19 protein-coding genes and 1 pseudogene are annotated in these 19,367 nt (G+C 59.3%); 12 read left to right on the top strand and 8 right to left on the bottom strand.

The window, feature by feature from the left end:
* The first annotated feature begins 202 nt into the window (after positions 1 to 202).
* The 8 genes from IFT65_RS17480 (at position 203) to IFT65_RS18935 (ending at position 7,494) form a co-directional block, all read left to right on the top strand.
* Positions 203 to 634: a hypothetical protein gene (locus tag IFT65_RS17480; protein ID WP_192082745.1), complete on the top strand. Its 432-nt coding sequence runs from the start codon at positions 203 to 205 to the stop codon at positions 632 to 634.
* 519 nt (positions 635 to 1,153) lie between these two features.
* Positions 1,154 to 1,501, top strand: coding sequence for a hypothetical protein (locus IFT65_RS17475; protein ID WP_192082690.1), 348 nt, complete (start codon positions 1,154 to 1,156; stop codon positions 1,499 to 1,501).
* Positions 1,498 to 2,271, top strand: a complete 774-nt coding sequence (locus IFT65_RS17470; RefSeq protein WP_192082689.1) for a zeta toxin family protein — start codon at positions 1,498 to 1,500, stop codon at positions 2,269 to 2,271. The genes IFT65_RS17475 and IFT65_RS17470 overlap by 4 nt, the downstream gene beginning before the upstream one ends.
* Positions 2,234 to 2,479: a hypothetical protein gene (locus IFT65_RS17465; RefSeq protein ID WP_192082685.1), complete on the top strand. Its 246-nt coding sequence runs from the start codon at positions 2,234 to 2,236 to the stop codon at positions 2,477 to 2,479. The genes IFT65_RS17470 and IFT65_RS17465 overlap by 38 nt, the downstream gene beginning before the upstream one ends.
* A 15-nt stretch (positions 2,480 to 2,494) precedes the next feature.
* A complete protein-coding gene (locus tag IFT65_RS17460) occupies positions 2,495 to 2,998 on the top strand; it encodes a hypothetical protein (protein WP_192082683.1) in 504 nt (167 codons plus the stop codon).
* A gap of 175 nt (positions 2,999 to 3,173) precedes the next feature.
* On the top strand, positions 3,174 to 3,674 hold the full coding sequence (locus IFT65_RS17455; RefSeq protein ID WP_192082681.1) for a hypothetical protein: 501 nt from the start codon (positions 3,174 to 3,176) through the stop codon (positions 3,672 to 3,674).
* A gap of 10 nt (positions 3,675 to 3,684) precedes the next feature.
* Complete coding sequence (locus IFT65_RS17450; protein ID WP_192082679.1) at positions 3,685 to 5,538, top strand: hypothetical protein; 1,854 nt, start codon at positions 3,685 to 3,687, stop codon at positions 5,536 to 5,538.
* Positions 5,539 to 7,494 carry an XVIPCD domain-containing protein gene (locus tag IFT65_RS18935; RefSeq protein WP_192082677.1) on the top strand — a complete coding sequence of 652 codons (1,956 nt, stop codon included), beginning with the start codon at positions 5,539 to 5,541 and terminating at the stop codon, positions 7,492 to 7,494. It abuts the gene before it with no gap.
* A 218-nt stretch (positions 7,495 to 7,712) separates the two neighbouring features.
* Here IFT65_RS18935 and IFT65_RS17440 read toward each other — a convergent pair whose 3' ends face one another.
* Positions 7,713 to 7,943, bottom strand: coding sequence for a hypothetical protein (locus IFT65_RS17440; RefSeq protein ID WP_192082675.1), 231 nt, complete (start codon positions 7,941 to 7,943; stop codon positions 7,713 to 7,715).
* 585 nt (positions 7,944 to 8,528) lie between these two features.
* On the opposite strand from IFT65_RS17440, the gene IFT65_RS17435 reads away from it, so the two are divergent.
* Positions 8,529 to 8,915 (top strand): hypothetical protein, encoded by a 387-nt coding sequence (locus tag IFT65_RS17435; protein WP_192082674.1) that lies wholly within the window; start codon positions 8,529 to 8,531, stop codon positions 8,913 to 8,915.
* 387 nt (positions 8,916 to 9,302) lie between these two features.
* Here IFT65_RS17435 and IFT65_RS17430 read toward each other — a convergent pair whose 3' ends face one another.
* Complete coding sequence (locus tag IFT65_RS17430; protein WP_192082673.1) at positions 9,303 to 9,512, bottom strand: hypothetical protein; 210 nt, start codon at positions 9,510 to 9,512, stop codon at positions 9,303 to 9,305.
* A gap of 134 nt (positions 9,513 to 9,646) precedes the next feature.
* Complete coding sequence (locus IFT65_RS17425) at positions 9,647 to 10,051, bottom strand: hypothetical protein (protein ID WP_192082671.1); 405 nt, start codon at positions 10,049 to 10,051, stop codon at positions 9,647 to 9,649.
* A gap of 609 nt (positions 10,052 to 10,660) precedes the next feature.
* On the opposite strand from IFT65_RS17425, the gene IFT65_RS17420 reads away from it, so the two are divergent.
* Together IFT65_RS17420 and IFT65_RS17415 are read left to right on the top strand one after the other, a co-directional pair.
* Complete coding sequence (locus tag IFT65_RS17420; RefSeq protein ID WP_192082669.1) at positions 10,661 to 11,290, top strand: hypothetical protein; 630 nt, start codon at positions 10,661 to 10,663, stop codon at positions 11,288 to 11,290.
* 2 nt (positions 11,291 to 11,292) lie between these two features.
* Positions 11,293 to 12,222, top strand: coding sequence for an XVIPCD domain-containing protein (locus IFT65_RS17415; RefSeq protein WP_192082667.1), 930 nt, complete (start codon positions 11,293 to 11,295; stop codon positions 12,220 to 12,222).
* A 103-nt stretch (positions 12,223 to 12,325) separates the two neighbouring features.
* On the opposite strand, the gene IFT65_RS17410 is transcribed toward IFT65_RS17415, so the two are convergent.
* Positions 12,326 to 12,844, bottom strand: a complete 519-nt coding sequence (locus IFT65_RS17410) for a hypothetical protein (protein ID WP_192082665.1) — start codon at positions 12,842 to 12,844, stop codon at positions 12,326 to 12,328.
* A 236-nt stretch (positions 12,845 to 13,080) separates the two neighbouring features.
* Between IFT65_RS17410 and IFT65_RS17405 the strand changes: the two genes are divergently transcribed.
* Complete coding sequence (locus IFT65_RS17405; protein WP_192082744.1) at positions 13,081 to 14,190, top strand: YncE family protein; 1,110 nt, start codon at positions 13,081 to 13,083, stop codon at positions 14,188 to 14,190.
* A gap of 636 nt (positions 14,191 to 14,826) precedes the next feature.
* Here IFT65_RS17405 and IFT65_RS17400 read toward each other — a convergent pair.
* The 4 genes and pseudogenes from IFT65_RS17400 to IFT65_RS17385 all read right to left on the bottom strand — a co-directional run.
* Positions 14,827 to 15,270: a hypothetical protein gene (locus IFT65_RS17400; RefSeq protein ID WP_192082663.1), complete on the bottom strand. Its 444-nt coding sequence runs from the start codon at positions 15,268 to 15,270 to the stop codon at positions 14,827 to 14,829.
* A gap of 462 nt (positions 15,271 to 15,732) precedes the next feature.
* Complete coding sequence (locus tag IFT65_RS17395) at positions 15,733 to 16,137, bottom strand: DUF4279 domain-containing protein (RefSeq protein WP_192082661.1); 405 nt, start codon at positions 16,135 to 16,137, stop codon at positions 15,733 to 15,735.
* Positions 16,134 to 18,326, bottom strand: coding sequence for an RHS repeat protein (locus IFT65_RS17390; RefSeq protein WP_192082659.1), 2,193 nt, complete (start codon positions 18,324 to 18,326; stop codon positions 16,134 to 16,136). The genes IFT65_RS17395 and IFT65_RS17390 overlap by 4 nt, the downstream gene beginning before the upstream one ends.
* Positions 18,326 to 19,367, bottom strand: a pseudogene (locus tag IFT65_RS17385) (type IV secretion protein Rhs); the annotation flags it as partial. The pseudogene IFT65_RS17385 and the gene IFT65_RS17390, both read right to left, overlap by 1 nt.

Here is a 19,367-nt window from a genome sequence, read left to right as displayed (position 1 = left end):
TGCATGGCTCTACTTAGGCTACGCAAGGGTGATCCCGGCTCATGGGCGGCCGAGGCTCACCGCAAAGGCTTATTGCGAACGTAGCGGCAGACCGACGCGACACCCGGCCTCACATTATTTTTGCAACTCATCCCCCAGCCGTTGCTAAGTTCGCCCCATAGCCACCCAAGGAACCTGCGATGACACGGATGCCCCCATTGCCCTGCTCGCCCTCTGCCTCAGCCCCGCCTCGGCCTTAGCCCAGTCTGATCGCGAAGTCGCCGAGAACATGGTCACCCGCGCCGCCAACGTCTGCCCCGGCCACAGCGCCGAGCGCACCAATCCGACCGTGAAGATGGTGCCGGTTGGCGCACTGCGCGTCATGATCGACCGCGGCCTGGTGATGTGCCCGGACCGCCGCCTGGATGCCTCCGCCCCGGCCGTGTTCTACGGCCGCGTAGGCGTGTTCGCTTGGAATCCGGACGCCGCTGACGCGCCGGCGGTGATCGTCAGCAAGATCGGTGAGATGACGGGTAAGGACGACTACCCGGTCGAGACGTTGGTCTGGGACGCCAAGGGAAAGGCGTTGACCCAGCAGACCGTGCCGGCGTTTGAGGCGCGCCCCGGCGCGGCGGTGCTTTACAAGCTGCGTTGAGGTGGGGAAGGTTGGGGCGCCGCGATGGGCGGCATAGCTCAACGCGTTTAACTCTATTCAAGGAGGAAGCATGCCACTCGATTTCCAGTCACGCGTGGGCGCTGCCTACGATGCAGCCAGTGGCATCACCATTCCGGAACCGCGCACTCTTCCCATGACGATGCCGGATGGTAGCCCGGGAACGGAGTACCAGTACGCGTTCTATCAGAACGGTCGACGGATTGGCGGCTTGGGAGTGTGGGGTCACAACACGACGATCAACCTTGGAGGGCGGGACGTGAGCCTGCTCGGTCCAACTTGGCCCCTGTAGAGTTTGAACGGCGCTACGCGCAAAGCGGCTCATGAATGTCTACGGAAGTCTGGCCGGTCCAGATCCCGTAATTTCTAGGCTGGGCATAGCCCTGAGCTCATGACGCCTGACGCCTGACGCCTGACGCCTGACGCGAGTGGCCATCCTCAGGAAATGGTCGCCATGCAATACTGAGATATGCACAAACATCGATGATAAGGAGACGCATCATGTCCGTCCTGCCCCCGCCAGTTCCCTCACGTCTCGTTGAGATGCTCAGCGGATATCCGGAGCACGTCGAGCGGCTCCGAGAAGTGCTTAGTGGAGTGCTTAAGTATCCGCCATCAGTTACGCCGCGGGCTGAGCGTGCGGTTCTCGCGCTGGAAGGGCGGTTGGAAGCATTTTCCTCGGAGGCGAGAAGAGAGCTTGAGGCCGCCACTGCCAGTGGAGACGCAAGCGCGGTAGTTCAGGCCGAGGCGAAGTACAAGGTGATGTCTCGGTTGTTGTGGAGGGAGGCGTGGGCCTACGATGACGATCTCTGGAGCTACTTCGAAATGCGCGCGGATGCACCCGAATGAGCAGCGCGTCAGACTTGCTGAGTAAGGAAGATCATGAGCGAGTCTTCCGTGAGCGGATCATGCCAGAGGAGCGGCTTGCCGCGGCCACCTCTCTCGATAGCCCGAAGGCAATCATCCTTGGTGGGCAGCCCGGTGCTGGCAAGGGAGGCCTAGCGAGAGCGGCAAGTAGCGAGCTGCGCGGCGATGTCATTGCTATCGATCCTGACGCGTTGCGTGAGTTCCACCTAGATGTCGATAGGTTCCGTGAGCAGAACCCGTATCAGTGGTCCGGTCGAACTCATATGGATGCCAGTGGATGGGCTGATGAGGCCCTTGGTGCGGCATCTGATGCAAAGAAAAATCTCATCTTCGATACAACTCTCAGCAACGGAGAATGGGCTTCGGACTCCCTGATCAAGGGTCTGCAAGAGAAGGGCTATCAGGTCGAGGTAAGAGTAGTTGCTTCGCCTAAGCTGGAGAGCGAGCTTGGGGTTGACCAGCGATTCACGGACAGCTTGGATAGGGATGGCTTCGGCCGACACGTCCCGCAAGCAGCGCGTGATGCCATCTACGAGAAGACACCCGCTAGCCTGGATTTCATCCACACTCGTACGAACGTACCTATTCGCATATTCAACCGCGAGGGAGAGCAACTATACGACAGCCGCACAGACTCGGAACTACGTCGAAAAGGACGGGCAGCGGGAGTGGGTCTTCACGTTCCATCTTGGTACAGAGAAGCTTCTCAGGGCCATGTTCGAGTTCAAGGCCGTTTTTCATGCGGATGGTGAAGATTTCGAGTTTCTTTGCAAGCTGGCTCAAGGCTTGGTATTAGCTTATGCCGGCCGTACGGACAACGAGGATGCCCTTCGTTACACTGCTGCTACGACGTTCGAAGCCCTCTCCGCAGCGAGCGTTTTCATCTCTGGCGAGACTCAAGTTCTGGATGACGGAATAGTCATCCTTGCTGAGGCTCTCGTTCCCAAGCATGCGGGTTGAGGTGGAGAACGACACATGGCACTTAATTTTCAAGCGCGTGAAGGGTCTTCATATGACCCTGCCAGCGGGATAAGCATCCCTGAGCCTCGGATTCTGCCGGTCGAGCTGCCAGACGGTACGCAAGGAACTGAGTACCAGTTCGGGCTCTATCAAAATGGCGAGCGCATAGGCGAGCTGGGCTTTTCAGGTCCTGATGAAATCATAGAGTCAGATGGGTGGCGTGAGCATGTCTTCTTTTTCGACCTAGGCCATGATTGGCTGATCGAAGATCTGCTGGCATTAAAACGGAAGATTGCTAATTCGGAAGGCGACTATTCGTACCTCCAGCAGTTCTCTCGAGGGCTGGTGCTCGCGTACGCCGGGCAGACAAACAACAAAGAGAACGTATGCTATGTCGTCACCACTACATCAGAGGCGCTGGCGAGCTGCGGAGTGGTGATTTCAGGCGAGAATCCAATTTTGGCCGATGGTGCCGTAGTCCTCGCTGAGGTCTCCATCCCAGCGCGCCTTGCCAGGTGACACATGTATGCGGATCAGCTTTGACACAGGGAAGGCTTGCGCTACATAGCAACCAGCTCGCTAGAGGCGCTCATGAGGTCCCGTGCCCTCACGTGGGACGAAGGCACCGTTTCGCGAGAGGGTAAGATAGTGCTTGCTTGGGTGCACTTTGCAGAAAATAATCTGAGGAAAAGGCATGGCGGTTAATTTTATCCCTAGAGAACGTTCCGCCTTCGACGTGGAGAGTGGGATATCTATCTTGCTTCCGCGCGTGCTTCCTTCTGATCAGTCGGAGCCGGGCGGGTCCATCGAATATCAATACACGTTCAGACGCAACGGAGAGCCAGTGGGCGGGCTTGGTATGTTTGGCGATCAGCGAGTAGACGGCACGTCGAATCGCCCGGTGTGGACGTACACCGTGAACCTTAGTCCGCCTTGGGTATTGCGCGACATTCTTCGAATGAAGTCCCTCTTCGGAAGCATCGAGCCGGACTTCACTTTTCTGCAGAGCATCGCGCGCGGGCTTGTGGCTGCATTCGCGGGGCAGACGACCAATACGGTAGACCTGCGGTATGTAGCTTTAGCAAGCTCTGAATCCCTGATCGGCGAAGGGTTATCTGATATCCAAATCTCAGGTGTGCCGAACGAGTGTGAGGTCATCCTGGCAGAAGTTTTTGTGCCGGCGCACATTCTCTGAGGATCCAGAGATGGCCAAATTTGAATTTTCCGACTTTGCCAAGACGACGCTAAGTGCCGCAAAGAATAAGGCTGACCGCAGCCTCATTTCGGAGCAGAACTTGAAGGTGGTTGTTGACTACCTCCAATCGCCGGGGTCCGGGCCAGATGCTACGTCGAGCTACGCAGATTATCTGGAAGAAAAATTGCGGAGCCATCCTCCTGAGCTTCCCCGGGGAGTCGACTATGTCGGGTTCTCCGGCAGAGATGGTTCGAATGTTTCGAATTACCGAAATGCTTTGGATTACAAGAGTGATGTCGGTGGAACTGCCGGGATCATTGGTGACACGCATTGGGGGAAATTAATACAGGATATTGACGACTCGCCTTCGCAGCATCCTGATTTCAAGGTGATGGAACGCAAGCTCGCGAAATTCATGACGGCGTTGGATGTAGAGCCCCTGGGGACCCACGCCGCCGCCCTCCAAGACATCATGTGGAACGCAGGCAGCCCCGAATACTTCAAGAACGCCATCGCTACCGGCAAGCCACTGCTCGCCTTTGTCGAAAACGCACCACCCAACCGCGGCTTCAGCAACTTCGAACTCACCACCGCGCTCGAGCACCCGGACGTTCGCATCAACGGCTACCCGGTCAGCGCCTTTGGGCCTGATCCGCGTGCCTTCGTGGGCAAGTCTGCTGCGGAATACCAGGCCTTGGAGCGCACCATCTCGCAGCAGGCCACCATCAACAGCGGCCATGCGGTCGACGTCGCCCACGTGCGCCGGCATCTCACGCCTATCGAAGGATGGGACGCAGTCAACAAGACGCTCTTCAGCCGGCCCGTGGATGCGTTCCATTCATTGAACCTGGCCGACATGACGCGCGCCCGCGCTGACTGGGTTGCTGCGCGTCCACAGATGGCAACGGGCCCCCGCCTGTACGCTGACGTAGCCGAGTTGACACCGCACGCACCGGGGCAACCGGGCGCGCCGCGCGGGCCGCCGGGCGCCGCTGCAGCTGCCGAGATCGCAGGCGACGCCTCGCAGACTGCGCGCGTCAGCCCGGGCATGAAGGTGGCCGGCGTCGCCGGTGTTGCGCTGCTGGCGCACGACTTCGCTACATCCGGTCACAAGTGGGTGGAGTTGAACGCGCAGGGCAATGCGGCAGGGGCCGATTCCACGGCCGCGCACTTCATCGGACGCAACGTCGGCGGCGCGGTAGGCGGCTTCGTTGCCGGCGCGGGCGTTGGCCTCGCCACAGGGTCCTGGACCGGACCCGGCGCGTTGGCGACGGGCATCGGCGGGGGCGCGGTGGGTGCGATCCTTGGCGAGCGCTGGGCCGACCAGAAGGACATCGACCGCATCTACACCCAGATCGATCCCATGGGCCGCGCGTGGACCCGCGATCCGGCCGATGCAGAGGGCCGGTGGCTTCGCGCCGCGCATCAGCAACAGGTGCAGAGCAGCGACACGGGAACGGGCGTGGAAGTGCGTCCCGTGCAGACGGCACAGGGCGATGACGTTACCTTCCGCGCCAGTTATGTGGCCTCCGGCACGCTGGAGCGCCAGTTGAACTGGCAGGCGGCCCGAGCATCCTACGAACTGGGGCTCGCCACGCCGCCCACCCCGCAGGATCCGTACCGGCTCAGTGCCAGCGCTGCGGATCAGCCGCCGCGCGGCCCGTTCGAGAGTGGACGGACGTTTGTTCGCGACCCGCAGTCGAGCGACTGGACGCTGGAGATCAAGGAGACGCTTGACGGCCGCATCGCTGTTACCCGGAACGAGCCAGTCTCGCCCGAGCGTGCGCTAGCGCTGGATGAGCAAGCGCGGACCGTGATCGCACAGAATGCAGCCAATACACCGGCCGCCATGGCCGCGCGCTAAATGGTGGCGCATGCGCAGCAGCGCTGGAGCGACTTCGGCGACTCCGACAATCCGTCAATACCCAATGCGATCCAGAGAGCACGCGCTAGTGCCGATACGCTGAAGGCAAGTGACGGTGCCGACTACACCCGTCAGGTAGATGGACGGTGGGTCAACGAGGGTCGGCTGTACGATACTGCGGCGAACCGAAACCTCACCGAAGAACTGGATGTGACCTGGCACAGCCAGAACGCCGGCGTCGACGATATGACGACGATGGCGGAAGGCATCCGGTCCAAGCTGGAACTCGCCCCTGAAGGCATACGCGGGCAGGTGGCTGCTCTTTACGAGAAGCATGGCATTGAGTGCAGCGAAGCGCAGTTGGCTGTCACGTCGGCAGCGGTGGAACAGAACCTAGCCAGCAACGGTCGCCAACCGTACGTCGTGCTGGAACTGATGCCCGATCCGCGTACGCACGCGCCAAGTGCGGAAAGCGCGATTGCCGCCTTCAGTGACGCCGGTGGAAACCGGATGGTGCTCACGGCCACCACGACGTTTGAGGACATTGCAAAATTCCAAGCGTCTCAGCAGCAGGCTTCTGCGCCTGTGCGGGCGACTGGGCCCGTTCCTACGTTGGACACGGTAAGCGTGCGCCCTGACCAGCAGGCGCCCATCCACGACGCGCCGGAGCTGCGGATCGAAGCCCTGTCACCCCAGGAGCAGGATGCCCACCGCCAGGCGCTTCACGAAGCAAACCGCCAAGGTGCCTCCACCACTGAGGCTCAACAGGCTGCAGTCGTTGCGGCGCATATGGCGAATGGCTCGCCCACCGACACAGTGCGCGCGCAAACCACGGAACAGGACGGCATACGCGAGCGTGATACGGGCCGCAACCCGGGGCCGGCCGTGCAACCGGCTTCCATGCCCACCGGGTATGCCGCAGGCACGGCTACAGCGGGCTCAGTGGCCGCCGCGACGGCGCCTGCTCCCGTCGTGGCACCAGCACCCAGGCCGACGTCAGCAGAAGTGCCGACGCAGACGGAGACACAGCGTGCCGCGCCGTCGACACCTGCAGCAGACCCCTCGGAGCGCCAGCGTCAGGAAGCCACCTCTGCCCAGCGACGCGAGGAGGCCGCTCGGGAGCACACTTCGGCGCGTCCTGCGGCGATTCCCACAGCGATGCATGATCCGTTGACGCAGGCGCGTCGTGAAGAGATGCAGCAAGAAGGCGACGCGGGTAGGTCAGAGATGCCAGGTCCAGTTCAGGCCAAGGCTCTGGCGGACGCTGAAGCCATTCGACAGACCGTTCGGGACCGCGCGCCACCGCTTTCTGCGCACGCCGCGCTGGACGGCGAACGCACGCTGCCAGCCGACGGGAGCATCCGCGTTGCATCCACTCGGCCACAGGACCCCACTGGCATGGCTGCCGCAACGGCGATGCAGGCAAGGGAACGTGCGGGGCGGTCTGAGTACGTACCGATGCCGCCCGAGCCCATTGCCCATGACGCGATGCCTAAGCCTGAGGTTGCTCACGTTGAGCGCAAAGGCCCTGAACAGTTGGATCGTAGAGATTTCGAGCTCTATCAGCAGGTTCGACAGGGCGTGGCAGCCCTGGACACGAAGCACGGCCGTAGCTTTGATGAGACCAGTGAGCGCATGAGTGCCAGCCTGTTGGTTCTGGCCAAGGACAACGATTTGTCGCGGGTGGACCATGTGCTGCTGAGCAACGCAACTGAGCGCAATCCTGCTGGCCACACCCTGTACGTGGTGCAAGGCGAGCCGAGCGACCCGGCGCACCTGCGCGCCAGCATGCCGACCGCGCAAGCCGCCATGGCCCCGGTAGCCGAATCCATGCAGCAGTTTGCTGTGGTGAGCCAGCATGCGGAGCAGCGTGCGATATCACAGCAACTGGACCAGCAGGCGGAGACCGAGCGGATGCAGCAGGGGATACAGGCGCGAACTCAGGGGATGGGGTGACGGTGTGTGCTGGATATGTTCACGACCCGTGACTCAGACAGCCGGAGCCTAGTGTGATGAATCACAAGCAGACAAGGTCAACACTGAAGCGTCCGTTCCACGAGGTAGCCAAGCTCACTGAGGCCGTTTTATGGATGTGCCATGGCACGTCTCCCTTCGGTCACTGTGCGTTTGAACGCTGGACGGTCTGCAACGTTGCAAAAGACGAAGGCGCTCCGCTAGCCAGCGAGGTACTTCCACGCAATAGCCCCAATCACCATGATCGCGCCCAGAATGGCCAACCCCTTTCTCGCGCTCCAGGTTCCCCAGGCGGAAAATAAGAACCCGATACAAGCGACAAGGTTGTGCAGGCTCATGCCATAAAATACGAAATCAATTGCATTCACGATGGCAAGCACGATCAGCAGGCCAAGCAGCACCTTGTTGGGTTTGGGAGAAGCTGAGTTCATCGGGTAGATCCCTTATCAATCATGTCGTTCCGTCTACTTGGATATTATGGATTTGAGGCTGATGTAACAACGGATGCTTCGTCGCTTCGCCAGTGGCCACGCAACTCTCAGCGCCCCCAGCCCAACCAGTCCATTCGTTCCACGCCCGCATCCTCACGCCCAATACCGAAGTAGCGGCGAAGCGCTTCACGAACGTCGCCAGCAATGCATCATCCACATCGCTACACATCAGCGCGCACCTCACGGCGCCGCAACCTCGAGCCGGATCTGCAATCCTGGTACCCGCGTCACCCTCAGCAGTGTGCGCATATTCGCCCCGCGTGCGGACTGGAACTGCCGGGGCAGGGGCTGCGTTGTCATCCGCCGCATGCACGCGATATGCGCCGCACTACCCAATAGACGCCTGGGTATCCACTGTCCAGCGGAGACGCTTGAGGAACCGGAAAATGGTCCACGGCCGCTTCTGAAGAGTGGAGCGTGATCCGACGCTGTGCCGAATCGGAGCGTGCCCCGATTGCCTATTGGAAAAGACTTGGGTTAAAACAAGCGCAGACTCGTTGTGAGTGGCCATAGGAAAGGACATCCATGAATGACATCGATGAAGGCGAAGCGCTGTTCGATTCCCAGCTGATCATCGGTCCGACCATACTTGCTGGGAGTCCGCTGCTTCGCCATCTGCATGCGGTGGGTGAGTTTGACATCGACGCTCAAGAAAATTGGCTCTACCTGCCCATTGACCAGGCCTTTGCAGACAAACTGGGCTGCTCACGCTATGCAAAAGAACCGATTGATCCTTACACGCAGGGCATGCTCCAGCAATTGTCCGCACTGGAGGCCTCGCCAGACGGGCGAGGAGCGCTTGAAGGGGACCTGGGTTCTACCGTTCGGACCGTGCATGCCATAAGGCGGCTGCAGGATACGGTGAAAGTGGCGTTGATCAATGGAGATCTGGTCGTGGCCTACAGCCACTGAGGCCGAATGGCGTCCACTTGACGATAGCCAGCCATATCGTAAATGGCGCCCTGTTGATCCCTCCGCGGATCATCCTGCAAGGGTTCCCCTGATCAACAGCTCGGGCAGTATCGGTTTGTCACCGCTGGGCTACATGGCTTGTTCGCAGAACTCCTTCAGATAGTCTTGGAAGTACGTGGCCGTCTTCTTTTCATCAACGATATAGACGTTTATTACGAACTGAGGAGGCTTCGGAATACCTTGACGGAACATTGAGCGCGCGCTCTGCAGAAGCCGATGTTATGGGTTTGTCGCGCACGCAACAATGGACGGAATGACCAAGGCGGTGGCCGAACGGCCACGTCCGGGTTCCAATTCGCAGCTGATATCCGATCACCGCCCGCCCCCTCAGCGCATGACGCGCCCGATACTCCACCAGTCCAGCGGACCCAGATCGTAGTCCTCCGCGAATGCCATCGCGGCCTCACCCGCCGGCAGATCAGCGTATCGCTGCAGCACAGTGCCGTCGGCCCCCGCATCTTCGCAGGTGATCGCGTAGTAGCGTTGAAGCGTCTGGTCAAATTCGGCCAGCCATGCATTGCCGGTCAGGCGGCTCATCGGATCGTTGCCTCTGATCATGGGGGGAGGGAGCTCCGGCAAGTAGTGGCTGGCTACAGCGGACTGCATACCGGCTGATGGGTCAGCGTGCTTTAGTCCCTTAGAACGGTAGCGGGTCTGTCATAGGTTTGCGCTCAGCGGGCATCTAGCTGTCGTCCTGCGGATGCCTTGATCAGCTCCCGTCCGGCCACCAGCAGTCCATCCACCAGGTGCTCACCCAGCAGCGTTGCGGTATCGCCATCGCGTCGTGCGATGTGCTCGGCGTGCAGGATCTCCAGCGCCGCATCCAACGCCTGCATCACCCGGATCGGCACGGCTACTTTGCCCACGCGCTCCAGCTCTGCGGCTGGGTCTGCATCCGGTGCGGGTAGGGACGGAACCGGGGTCAGGTGGGTCAGTCGCGCACTGGCGGGATGCTCGGTGGCGTACTGCTGCAGACGACGTTCCAGCGTCTCGATGAACTTCTGCGGCACGTCGTGAATATGCTCGCCCAGCAGGGAGGCAAGACGCGCGGAGCTGAGTGGATGATCGGTAGTCAACGGCGGGACCTCGCAGTGAGGCCACCTGCGCCAAGGCGGCAGGTGGCGGGCGATGCGGGTTGCCATACCGGGTGGAACTATCATTAACCGGCGGATCAGGGATCCCCCGCATCGCCTGCCATGAAACCGGTAGGCGATGCAGTGCATTCTCCGCCGTGCCCCGCAGGGCAGAACAGAGTCAACGATAGATCCACTAGCAGGATGGCAATCCCGGCTGCAGCCCGGTGGCTCCAGCGTCATCATCGTGCGCAGCCGTAAGTGCCCGCGTCCATGAGGAAAACTGCGAAGTGCAGTGTCAGTCATGCGGTCGCCGCCAGTTCACGAGCGACACGCCAACGCCGCCCAATGCATCGCCAAGCAGCACACCTGCCCGCGATGCTCGCGACAGCATGACGGGCAAGGTGCGACGCACAGCCGTCTACCGCATGGGTAGGGCCGACTTCAGTCGGCTAAAACCAACCGCCACCCCCATACCCCGCACCCACCTTTCCTCACCCGACGCTGAGCCCGATCCCCTATGCTCGCATTGGTAACCAAACCGACGGTGTCGCCTACAGGCGGCAGCCCGCCTTCTGACAGGGATTCAGTGCGATGAACCGGACAAGAAGAATGCTGCAATTCAGTGCGCTGACTATCGCGTTTGCAGCGCTGCAGGGTTGCGGAGACCGCGCGTCGGCGCCGGATGTCGCGCCCGTGCCCGAGCTGACAGAGGCGGAAGCCAACGCGCGCACCACGGTGCCGCTGACGCGGTCCGTTTCGCTGGAGAAACCTGGCGTCATTGCGGACTTCGAGTTCGAGCTGCCGCCGCCTGGCCGCACAGCAGTGTCGGAGCTGGTGATCGGTCTGCGAATCGAGGATGCAGACTCGAAGGTGTTGATGAAGCGCACGGACCTCATCCTCAGCGAGCGGCTGCCAGCCGAGGTTCGGCTTGTCAGGCTGGACGGTCCGGCGCCGGCCGAGGTGCCTCTCCGCAGGATCAGCAGCAACCTGCGCGAACGCCTCCCGATCGAGGCCGACGGCCGCGTCCCGGGCGTCACTACGACGAGCGTGGATAACGGAATGCTTCGCGACGTTGGGCTGGTAGATGATCGGGTTCACTACCAGGAGCTGGAGCTTGCCAATGCTGACGCGCCGGGACCGGGGCGGTACAGAATCATTGTTCGGCTTGCTGAAAGCAGACCCACTCTCACTGACCGCCCAGCCGAATTGCTGGTTGCATACTCCTATCTGGCAAAGTAGTCATGACTCAGAACGAACGTTACACAGCAACCATTTATGTGGCAGCGCCGGGCACGCCTACCGGTGGTGGTAAAACTTCATTCACTGGGCACATGTACGTTGTGCTGGGTCATGGTGAAGTTGAGAAAAGTTACGGATTCGCGCCTCGCGAGGACTACAACATGACAGGGTTAGGGAGGGTCTTTGACAGAGATAGTGTCAATTACCAGGATCCCCTGTATGCACGCACCATGGAAATCACCGCAGACCAGTACAACAGCATTCGTGAGTTCGGCGAAGATCCTGCTGCTCACGGCTTCGAAATGAAGTACGACACTCGTTACAACAGCTGCGTAGACTTCACATGGGGTGCGCTCAACCAGGCAGGCTTGCACGCAAAGTCATTGGGCATGGAGTTCAAGAGCTTTGAAGGTATCGCACAGCCAACTAAAAATGTGCCGGCAATTGAGAGCATTGAAGATCCCGTGCCGGGAAGCCCACTCAACAAGGTCGAGCGTAACGCCATGCCGGAGCGTGACTGGAAGCAGTTTCTGCTATCCGACAACGACCGCGCCATGATGGACCAGGTAAATCGCGGCGTTGCCACACTGGACGCGAAACACGGCCGCACACCCGATGAAGCCAGCGAACGTATGTGCGGCAGCCTGTTCTGCCTGGCCAAGGAAAACGGCCTGTCCCGCGTCGACCACGTGCTGCTGAGCGGCCCGAACGCGGAAGGCCACACGGGTACCAATGTCTTCGTGGTGCAGGGTGAACCATCGGACCCGGCCCACCTACGCGCCAGCATGCCGACTGCCACGGCAGCACAGACACCCGTGCACGAATCCATGGCGCAGGCCGAGCGGCTGACGCAGACACAGCAGCAAGTCGCCCAGCAGCAGGATCACGCGCAGGTGCAGGAACAGCAGGCCGCCGCGGTGCGCATGGGCTGACCTGCCGGAGGAGGGTAGAGCCGACTTCAGTCGGCTCCGGTGGCAGAGGCAGCCGACTGAAGTCGGCTCTATCAGTAGGGCATCTGGCCTGAGTCGAATGCCATCAGTCCTCTGGGCTGCTCGGCTGGAAGTACATGCGGCCGTAGTTCATGGAGCCACTGGAAAACTGGAATCCCTGTCTGATATCGATCGGCACCCTCTCGGTCGCGTCGAACTGCATCAAGTCGATCAAGTGCTGCAGGGCGAGGTCCATTGATGTGACCAGACGCATGCGTGCTTTCAGCGCCTCCAGCTCGTTGTCTTTGTTGCGTAGCATCCAGACAAATTGCCCCTCATTCGCGAGCGCTGTCCCAACGGCCGACAGGTATTTCTGCATCCGGTCGTAGTCTGTAATGGAGCGCTCATGCAGGGCATGTTCGCTGCTCCATGGACCCTCTGCTGCCGATTCGTTGTCCATCCTCGCGATGACTGTCTGCAGGTGAAATGCCAGCCCGACCAGCACGGCCTTCGCATCCTCCTTGCAGTCTGCCGCGTCTATGTCCCGAGCTGCCTCGGCGAGGCGTCCGGTGATTCTCTGCAGTGCGTCGTTTTCCATCGAGGTCATCCCCGTATTCGCGATCATGCAGCCCCTCCGTTGGCCGAATACTACGAGTGATGGCGCCCTGTTACCATGTGTCTACCCAGCCAGCCTGACCACGCTACTGATGTGTGGGCGGTCGCTCCAGTGCCATTGCACTGCATACGCGGCCGTGCGAGCCAAGGATTTCTTCTCTTGACTCCCACAAGGACGCTTTCGTGAACTCCATTATCTCCCAGCCGCCGCGTACGACGTCGCTCTGCAAGAGCGCCGCCTTGGCCATGGCCATTGCCATGGGCATCGCCGCCCCATCTGCGTACGCCGCCGGCCAGGCCACGCCCGCGTCCACTGCAACGCAGTCTGCCGTGCAGCGCAGCGCCGTCGCCCAGGGTCTGTACGAGCTGGCTTACAGCGCCAAGCAGAACGCCGTTTATGTCGCGTCGTCCGGCGGGTTCGGCGATGACGCAGGCCCGGCCCAGGTGCTGAAGCTGGACCCGACCACACTGGCCGTGCAGGCCACCATCCCGCTGGAGCGCAAGGGCTTCGGCGTGGTGCTGGACGATGCCAATGACCGGCTGTACGTCGGCAACACGGTGGACACCTCGGTGACCGTGGTCGACACCGCGCAGGGCAAGGCGATCGGCATCGTGCAGTTGATGGAGAAGAAGGTGGGCAAGGACGGCAAGGCCAGCTACACCCACGACCTGCGCGAGCTGGTGGTGGACGGTGCCAACAGCCGCCTGTACGTAACCGGTCACTCAGGCGAGGGCAGCGTGCTGTTCGTCGTGGATACGCAGTCCCTGAAGCTGATCAACACCATTCCAGGCCTGGGCAACGCGAAGGCGCCCGGCCTGGCATTGGATGCGGCCAACAAGCGCGTGTACACCAGCAACCTGCTGGGCGAAGTGGTCGTGGTCGGTACCGATACCGGCAAGGTGGAGCAGCGCTACAAGGTCACCGCCGAGCAGCCGATGAACATCGCGCTGGACCCGGCCAGCCCGCGGCTGTTCATCACCGATCAGGGATCCGAGATGATCCGCAAGTATCAGGGCAGCAGCATTGAAGGCTTCGCATCGAAGCACCCGGGCAAGCGCGTGCTGGTGCTGGACCGTAATACGGGCAAGGAACTGGCGAGCATCCCGGCCGACGCGGGCACGCTAGGCATCCTGCTGGACGCCTCGCGCAAGCGCCTCTACGTGACCAACCGCGAGGCGGGATCGGTGACGGGCTACGACAGCGACACCTACCAGCAGATCGGCACGTGGTCGGTGCCGACGCACCCGAACAGCCTGGCGCTGGATGCGAAGAACAACGTGCTGTATGTGACCATCAAGAACGGCGACGACGAAGCGAAGGGCGCGAAGGAAAGCGTGGCGCGCATCGCGCTGTAAGGCCGGGGATTTGCAAGGAAAGGCGTGACGGGCACTTGCCGTCACGTCTTTCCCGTGGTGTTTTGCGTCACCTTAAGTGCCTATTGAAGCAGGTTAATTTGACTACTTGCTGCTACTGCTTTGATCTCTTTTGTCATTGCGCAACCTTGCTATTGAAACAACGGAGACGGCAAGGCAAAAAAAAGCGAAATAAACAAGCATGTAGTGGCGAAGGAATAATTCCTCTCCGCTCACGATCTTTGAAAGTACTACTGCGGAGCACCCCAGGAATAGTAAGAAGGTGCCGCCCGCATTGACTATTCTGATGACGTTGTTTTTCATAATTCTCGCTTGCAGGTGGAGCCGTCGTCGATATATTGCTTCCCGCCCTTAATTGCTCCTATTCTCATCGGGTTCGATGAGCTTGGCTGCTGGGAAGCCCGTAGATGCCCGGCACCGGCTTCAAGCGCCGCACTGGTCAATCAGATATCCCTCAGAGCGGGGCGTGCACTAGGAATTCCCCTCTGGCGATTTGAAGGGGCCGAAAAGACGGGGCATATCCTTCACCTTCTATTATCTGTGCCATGCTCGACCGATCTGGTTCAAGGAAGCCTAAGTCTAGTGAGGCCAAGGCTACGCCGACTACAAGTTTGCAGATCAACGAGTACTGCACTGTGGGGACTTCAGTGCGCCGTGTTCTTCTGGCACATCGCGGACTTGCCATCTTAGATTGAGCGATCTAACGAAGCCGTCAAACATGTCCTGAAATTCTTCTGGATCGGATCCTCGACTGAAGCCGACCATTGCCTCGTGAGCGCTTAGTCCAGAATTTGTCACCGAAATTCCAAGTCCATCCGATCTGCTGGCCGAATAGCCGAGTAATTTATATCCTGGATGGCGGCCTTGCGATCTTGCGGCCTCGTCGTTATATGGGCCGTTTTCGTAAAACTTCATTCCGGATAATGATGCTGTCTCTTTAATCATATATCCAATATTCTCCATGTCTTCCTCGCCATTTATGCAGAGCTGCACCATCTTGGATCTCACGCCCACCTTGCATGCAAACGTGGCCAGGGTGAGAAATCCGAGCATAAGGATCATGGGAACTTTTATCATGAGCGATTTCATGTCTGCTGAAGTCCCCGCTAGGAGTATGGATAGAAGCGTCATACAGCGTGTCCTGCTGCAAGCATAGAGCCGGACGTGCGTGCGTGGGCCTTGCTTGACCCGCGTCCATCGTTGCGGATCCTTCGCAACGAGATCACGCAGATGAGCAGGCAGAAGAATCCAAAGTAGATGAGCATGTAGTGGCGGAGGAAGAGCTGCTCACCCCTCATGAGCTTGGATATGCTGATCCAAGTGCATGAGGGTTTCCAGTGCTGCGTCATGCGTGCTCCGGAGGATCCTAAATCTCTCGCAGCGCTATCAAGCACTTGAATCTTGTCATGGAACTAGATCTCTGAGGGCGAGGCCGTTTCATTGATCTTTCGGCCGAGCATGCCCATGTCGCCAAACAATAACAGGCGCTGCTGCAGGATGTTCTTGCCGCCGCTGCCCGACGAATCAATAATAAATCTCCACAGATAGATCGAGCGATAGGTTGGCCAGGGTGCGCATATGGTCCATGCTCACTATAAATCCAGTGGAACTTTCCGTAAATACTCCAACAAAAATCTCCGAACGGCCTCCCTCGGTGACTATTTGCTTAAAGTTATCTTCGTTGGGTTTGAGGTTTCCAAGTAGAATTTCTAGGGCGTCAGTGAATGAGCCTGGCGAACTCTCTATCATTGAAAAGCTGCAATATGTATGTTTATAAAAACCATCGAGAGATTTGCCGAGCGGGGTTGTCCGGGGTAATCCTACGCTGTGAACTATTGAGGGGTTCAGGTCCAGCATTCTTGTTAGAGTATCTGCTGCGCTCGTTGGGTGCCAGATACGTAGCGATACTGAAAATTTTTCGGTATTCATCGTCCACCAGGTAAATAGTCGTCGTAATGGCCATGGTTTTCACCCTCTCCACCAACCCCGCCTGTCCAAACATTCCCGCGGGGATCGATGCCGGTCCATCTTGTAGGGCCGGCTTCAACGCCTTTCTTGATTTTATGTACATCATCTTTATCAATGCCGAATCGTTTCTTGGCTTTGTCTATTGGCAGCGTTCCCGTTGGACAGTTATCAGGTCTTGACTCAGATCCATCTTTCGCTATCTCAGCAATGGATATCCCGACAACTGGAAAAATAGTGCTGCTCATGAAGCTGAGCGATCCCAGTGCTGCTGTTTTAGGATCCACGCGTGGGCCACCGTATGAACTTCCGCTGGTGTCCATAAAACCTCCAGCCGGCCCCGGGCGAACTAAAGCCCGCGACTGAAGTCCCAGGACGTCTGTGCCCGAAAAGGGATTCCCATCAGCGTAGGTATAGGTATTAAGCCCTCCGGCCAGTCCGATAGGATCACTTTGCACGTACCTCGCAATCCCTGCGTCGTAGTCACGGAACCCGTTGTACCAAAGCCCAGTCTCAGCATCGTAATACTGGCCCGGAAAACCGAGGTTCAAGCCTCCCGTGTTATCGACTGAGACGCTTCGTCCATAAGCATAATTGTATGCCTTCCAAACGGTTTGTTGGCTGCCATTGGTCGCAAACTCAGGCCTCCCAAGGTGATCAGTGTGAATGTAGTTGACTTGTCCGTTGCGTAGCATGCCAACAAGCTCGCCGCCGAACCAAAGATAGTTCGTCCATGTATCGCCAGTTAGCTCGGAGAGCAGCTGGTTCTGCCCCGCGTAGAAGTATCGGCTCGTGCCCGCATCGTTGGACTTCGCCACGCGTTGGCCTTGAGCATTCACCAGATACTGCGTAGTACGCCCGTCCACATTGCTTGATGCCATGCGGTTGAAGGGGCTATACCCGTATGTGGTGGTCAGTGTTCCTGCAGTCTCGCTTATGCGATTGCCGAGTGCGTCGTACTGATAAGTCCGATTTCCATCCTGGCTCGTGTAGTTCAGTACGCGATTGCTGGTTGGTTCAATGCTGTATTGAGTAAGCTTGGTGCCCGCCTGATAACGATTGTGATTGCCACCCGCATCGTAGGAAAGCACATTGCTGACACCATAGCGATCCAGGCGCGTCAGGCGACTCAGTGCGTCATAGCCAATATTCTGCGTCAAGCTCGGCGTTACTGTGTCGACGATCTGAGTGATCTCGTTGTCGGCACTGTGTGCGTAGTCCCAATAGCTGAGCCGGGTGCTATTGGGTCCCCAGACCGACATTGCCGTCAGACGCCCGTCCAGATCATGGTTGTAGCCGCGTCCCAGTCCGTTGCCGTACGAAAGCCAAGCTCGTGCGCCGGTAGCCTTGAGCTGCACCCCATTGATCACGCCATGGGTCTGTCCGTTGACGGTCACCGAAAGGGAGTTCAGATAGCCGCCAGCGGCGTATCCGTAGCTGGCGACACTGCCATTGGGGTAGGTCACCGTTGAGGCGCGGCCGATACTGTCATAGCCATACAGTGTCGAATGCTCGGTCTGGACGCCATTCGCGGTGATCCATTCGCGGCGTACCAAAGGCTGCCCAAGCTTGGTGTAGCCAAAATTGGACGCACTACCGTTGCTGGAGTTGATTCCGCAGATGCGACCTTTGCCGTCATTACACAAGTCATAACTGACGCCCTGCCACTGGCCATCCGAAGTGACCGTGGTTACACGCCCCAAGCCGTCGTAGGCGTATCCGGCCGTGGAACCATCATTTCTTACGGTGGAAGTCAGTAGACCAGCAGAATCGTAGACGTGAGTGGTGTTTCCGGTGTCCGGGCTGCTCTGCGCCCACAACTGCCCGAACCCGTCGTAGGTATAAGCCGTGGCCAAACCTCGCGGGTCTACCACGCGTGTGACGCGATCTCCGAGATCGTACGCAAAACTGGTGGTCCCGCCGGCGGCATCGATCTGCTTAAGAAGTCTGCCTCTGGGGTCGTACTCCATACGGGTAACCCGGTTCTGCGAGTCAGTGACTTGCGTCAGTCGATCCTCAGCATCGTATGCGTATCGAACGTTCTGTCCGCTGTTGCCGGTCTCGGCAATAAGGCGACCCATCTCGTCATATTGGTAGTTCACGCTGAACACAATGCTGTTCAGCCCCATAAGCGCTAGCGTCATCGCGGCCATCAGCGTGCTCCTTCCTTGGCATCCATTCCTACGCCCGGCCCTGTGCGGATCGGCTCTTCACAGCGCGGTCTATTGGGAGGACACGATCCGCGAGGGTTTTCTACCGTAATGGAGACGCTGCCTTGCGGTCCCCAAGCCACACCGCCAGATGCCATCTGCGAGATGTACGTGAACTCTTGCATGCCGGTCGCTTGTCGCACCGGTGCGACACTGAACTGGAACGTCACGGTCTGGCCCGGCGCGACGGCGTGCGGCAGTGGGCTGTTCAGATTAAGTGCCTGATTGCCCCAGGCGAGGTAATTGTCGCCGTGCCAGATGATGTTGCCGGTGTTCCTGAATTGCGCGGTGATCTGACTTCGCTGACCGTTGACCATATAGGTTGGTGAGGCGGACATCGCGACCAGATCAGCAGTGCGGACTACGGAGGGAACCGTATAACCACCCGACCCGTTGATGACAAGATTTGCTCCGCCGACCGGTGACATGCCATGGACGTAGATAGCCTTGCCGCCGTGCGCATTTCGCTGAGTAACGTCGAGTGGAAGCCTGAAACGGTAAGCGTTTCCTTGTGCTTGGCAGGCATTGGCCACATTCGCATCGGTCGCCAGGGATGCAGTTCCGGCCACCATGTAAGTACCGGTAAAGGCAGGGCCCCCTGCGAACGCTTGAACTTCGATTGAAGCGTTCACGCCCAGGGAGCAGGCCCAGCCTTCGACGAAGTAGTTCCAGCTCTCGTCGCGTGTAACCCCTCCGACGTCACCGATGACATGGGCAGTCGGTATGCGATGGCTGCCTGAGCCCGTCAACGCACGGTTCTGCGCGCTGCCCGCTGGCGATATCCCATACAGGGTAAGTGCGCGGTCTCCCAACTGCTGCCGCTGCGCGAGCGTTATTGGTATCTGGAAGCTGTAGGCACTTCTTCCTGCCTGACATGTGTTGGCGAGCGCTGCATCTGCGGGGAGGTTTGCTACAGCACCTCCGAGATACGTCCCTCCTTCTGCGTATGCATCCACTTGTATGGAGGAACCGTAGCCAACCGCG

The sequence above is a fragment of the Stenotrophomonas sp. CFBP 13725 genome (assembly GCF_014841935.1).
In the GTDB taxonomy this organism is placed as follows: Bacteria; Pseudomonadota; Gammaproteobacteria; order Xanthomonadales; family Xanthomonadaceae; genus Stenotrophomonas.
This window is presented reverse-complemented; position numbering and strand designations above follow the sequence as displayed.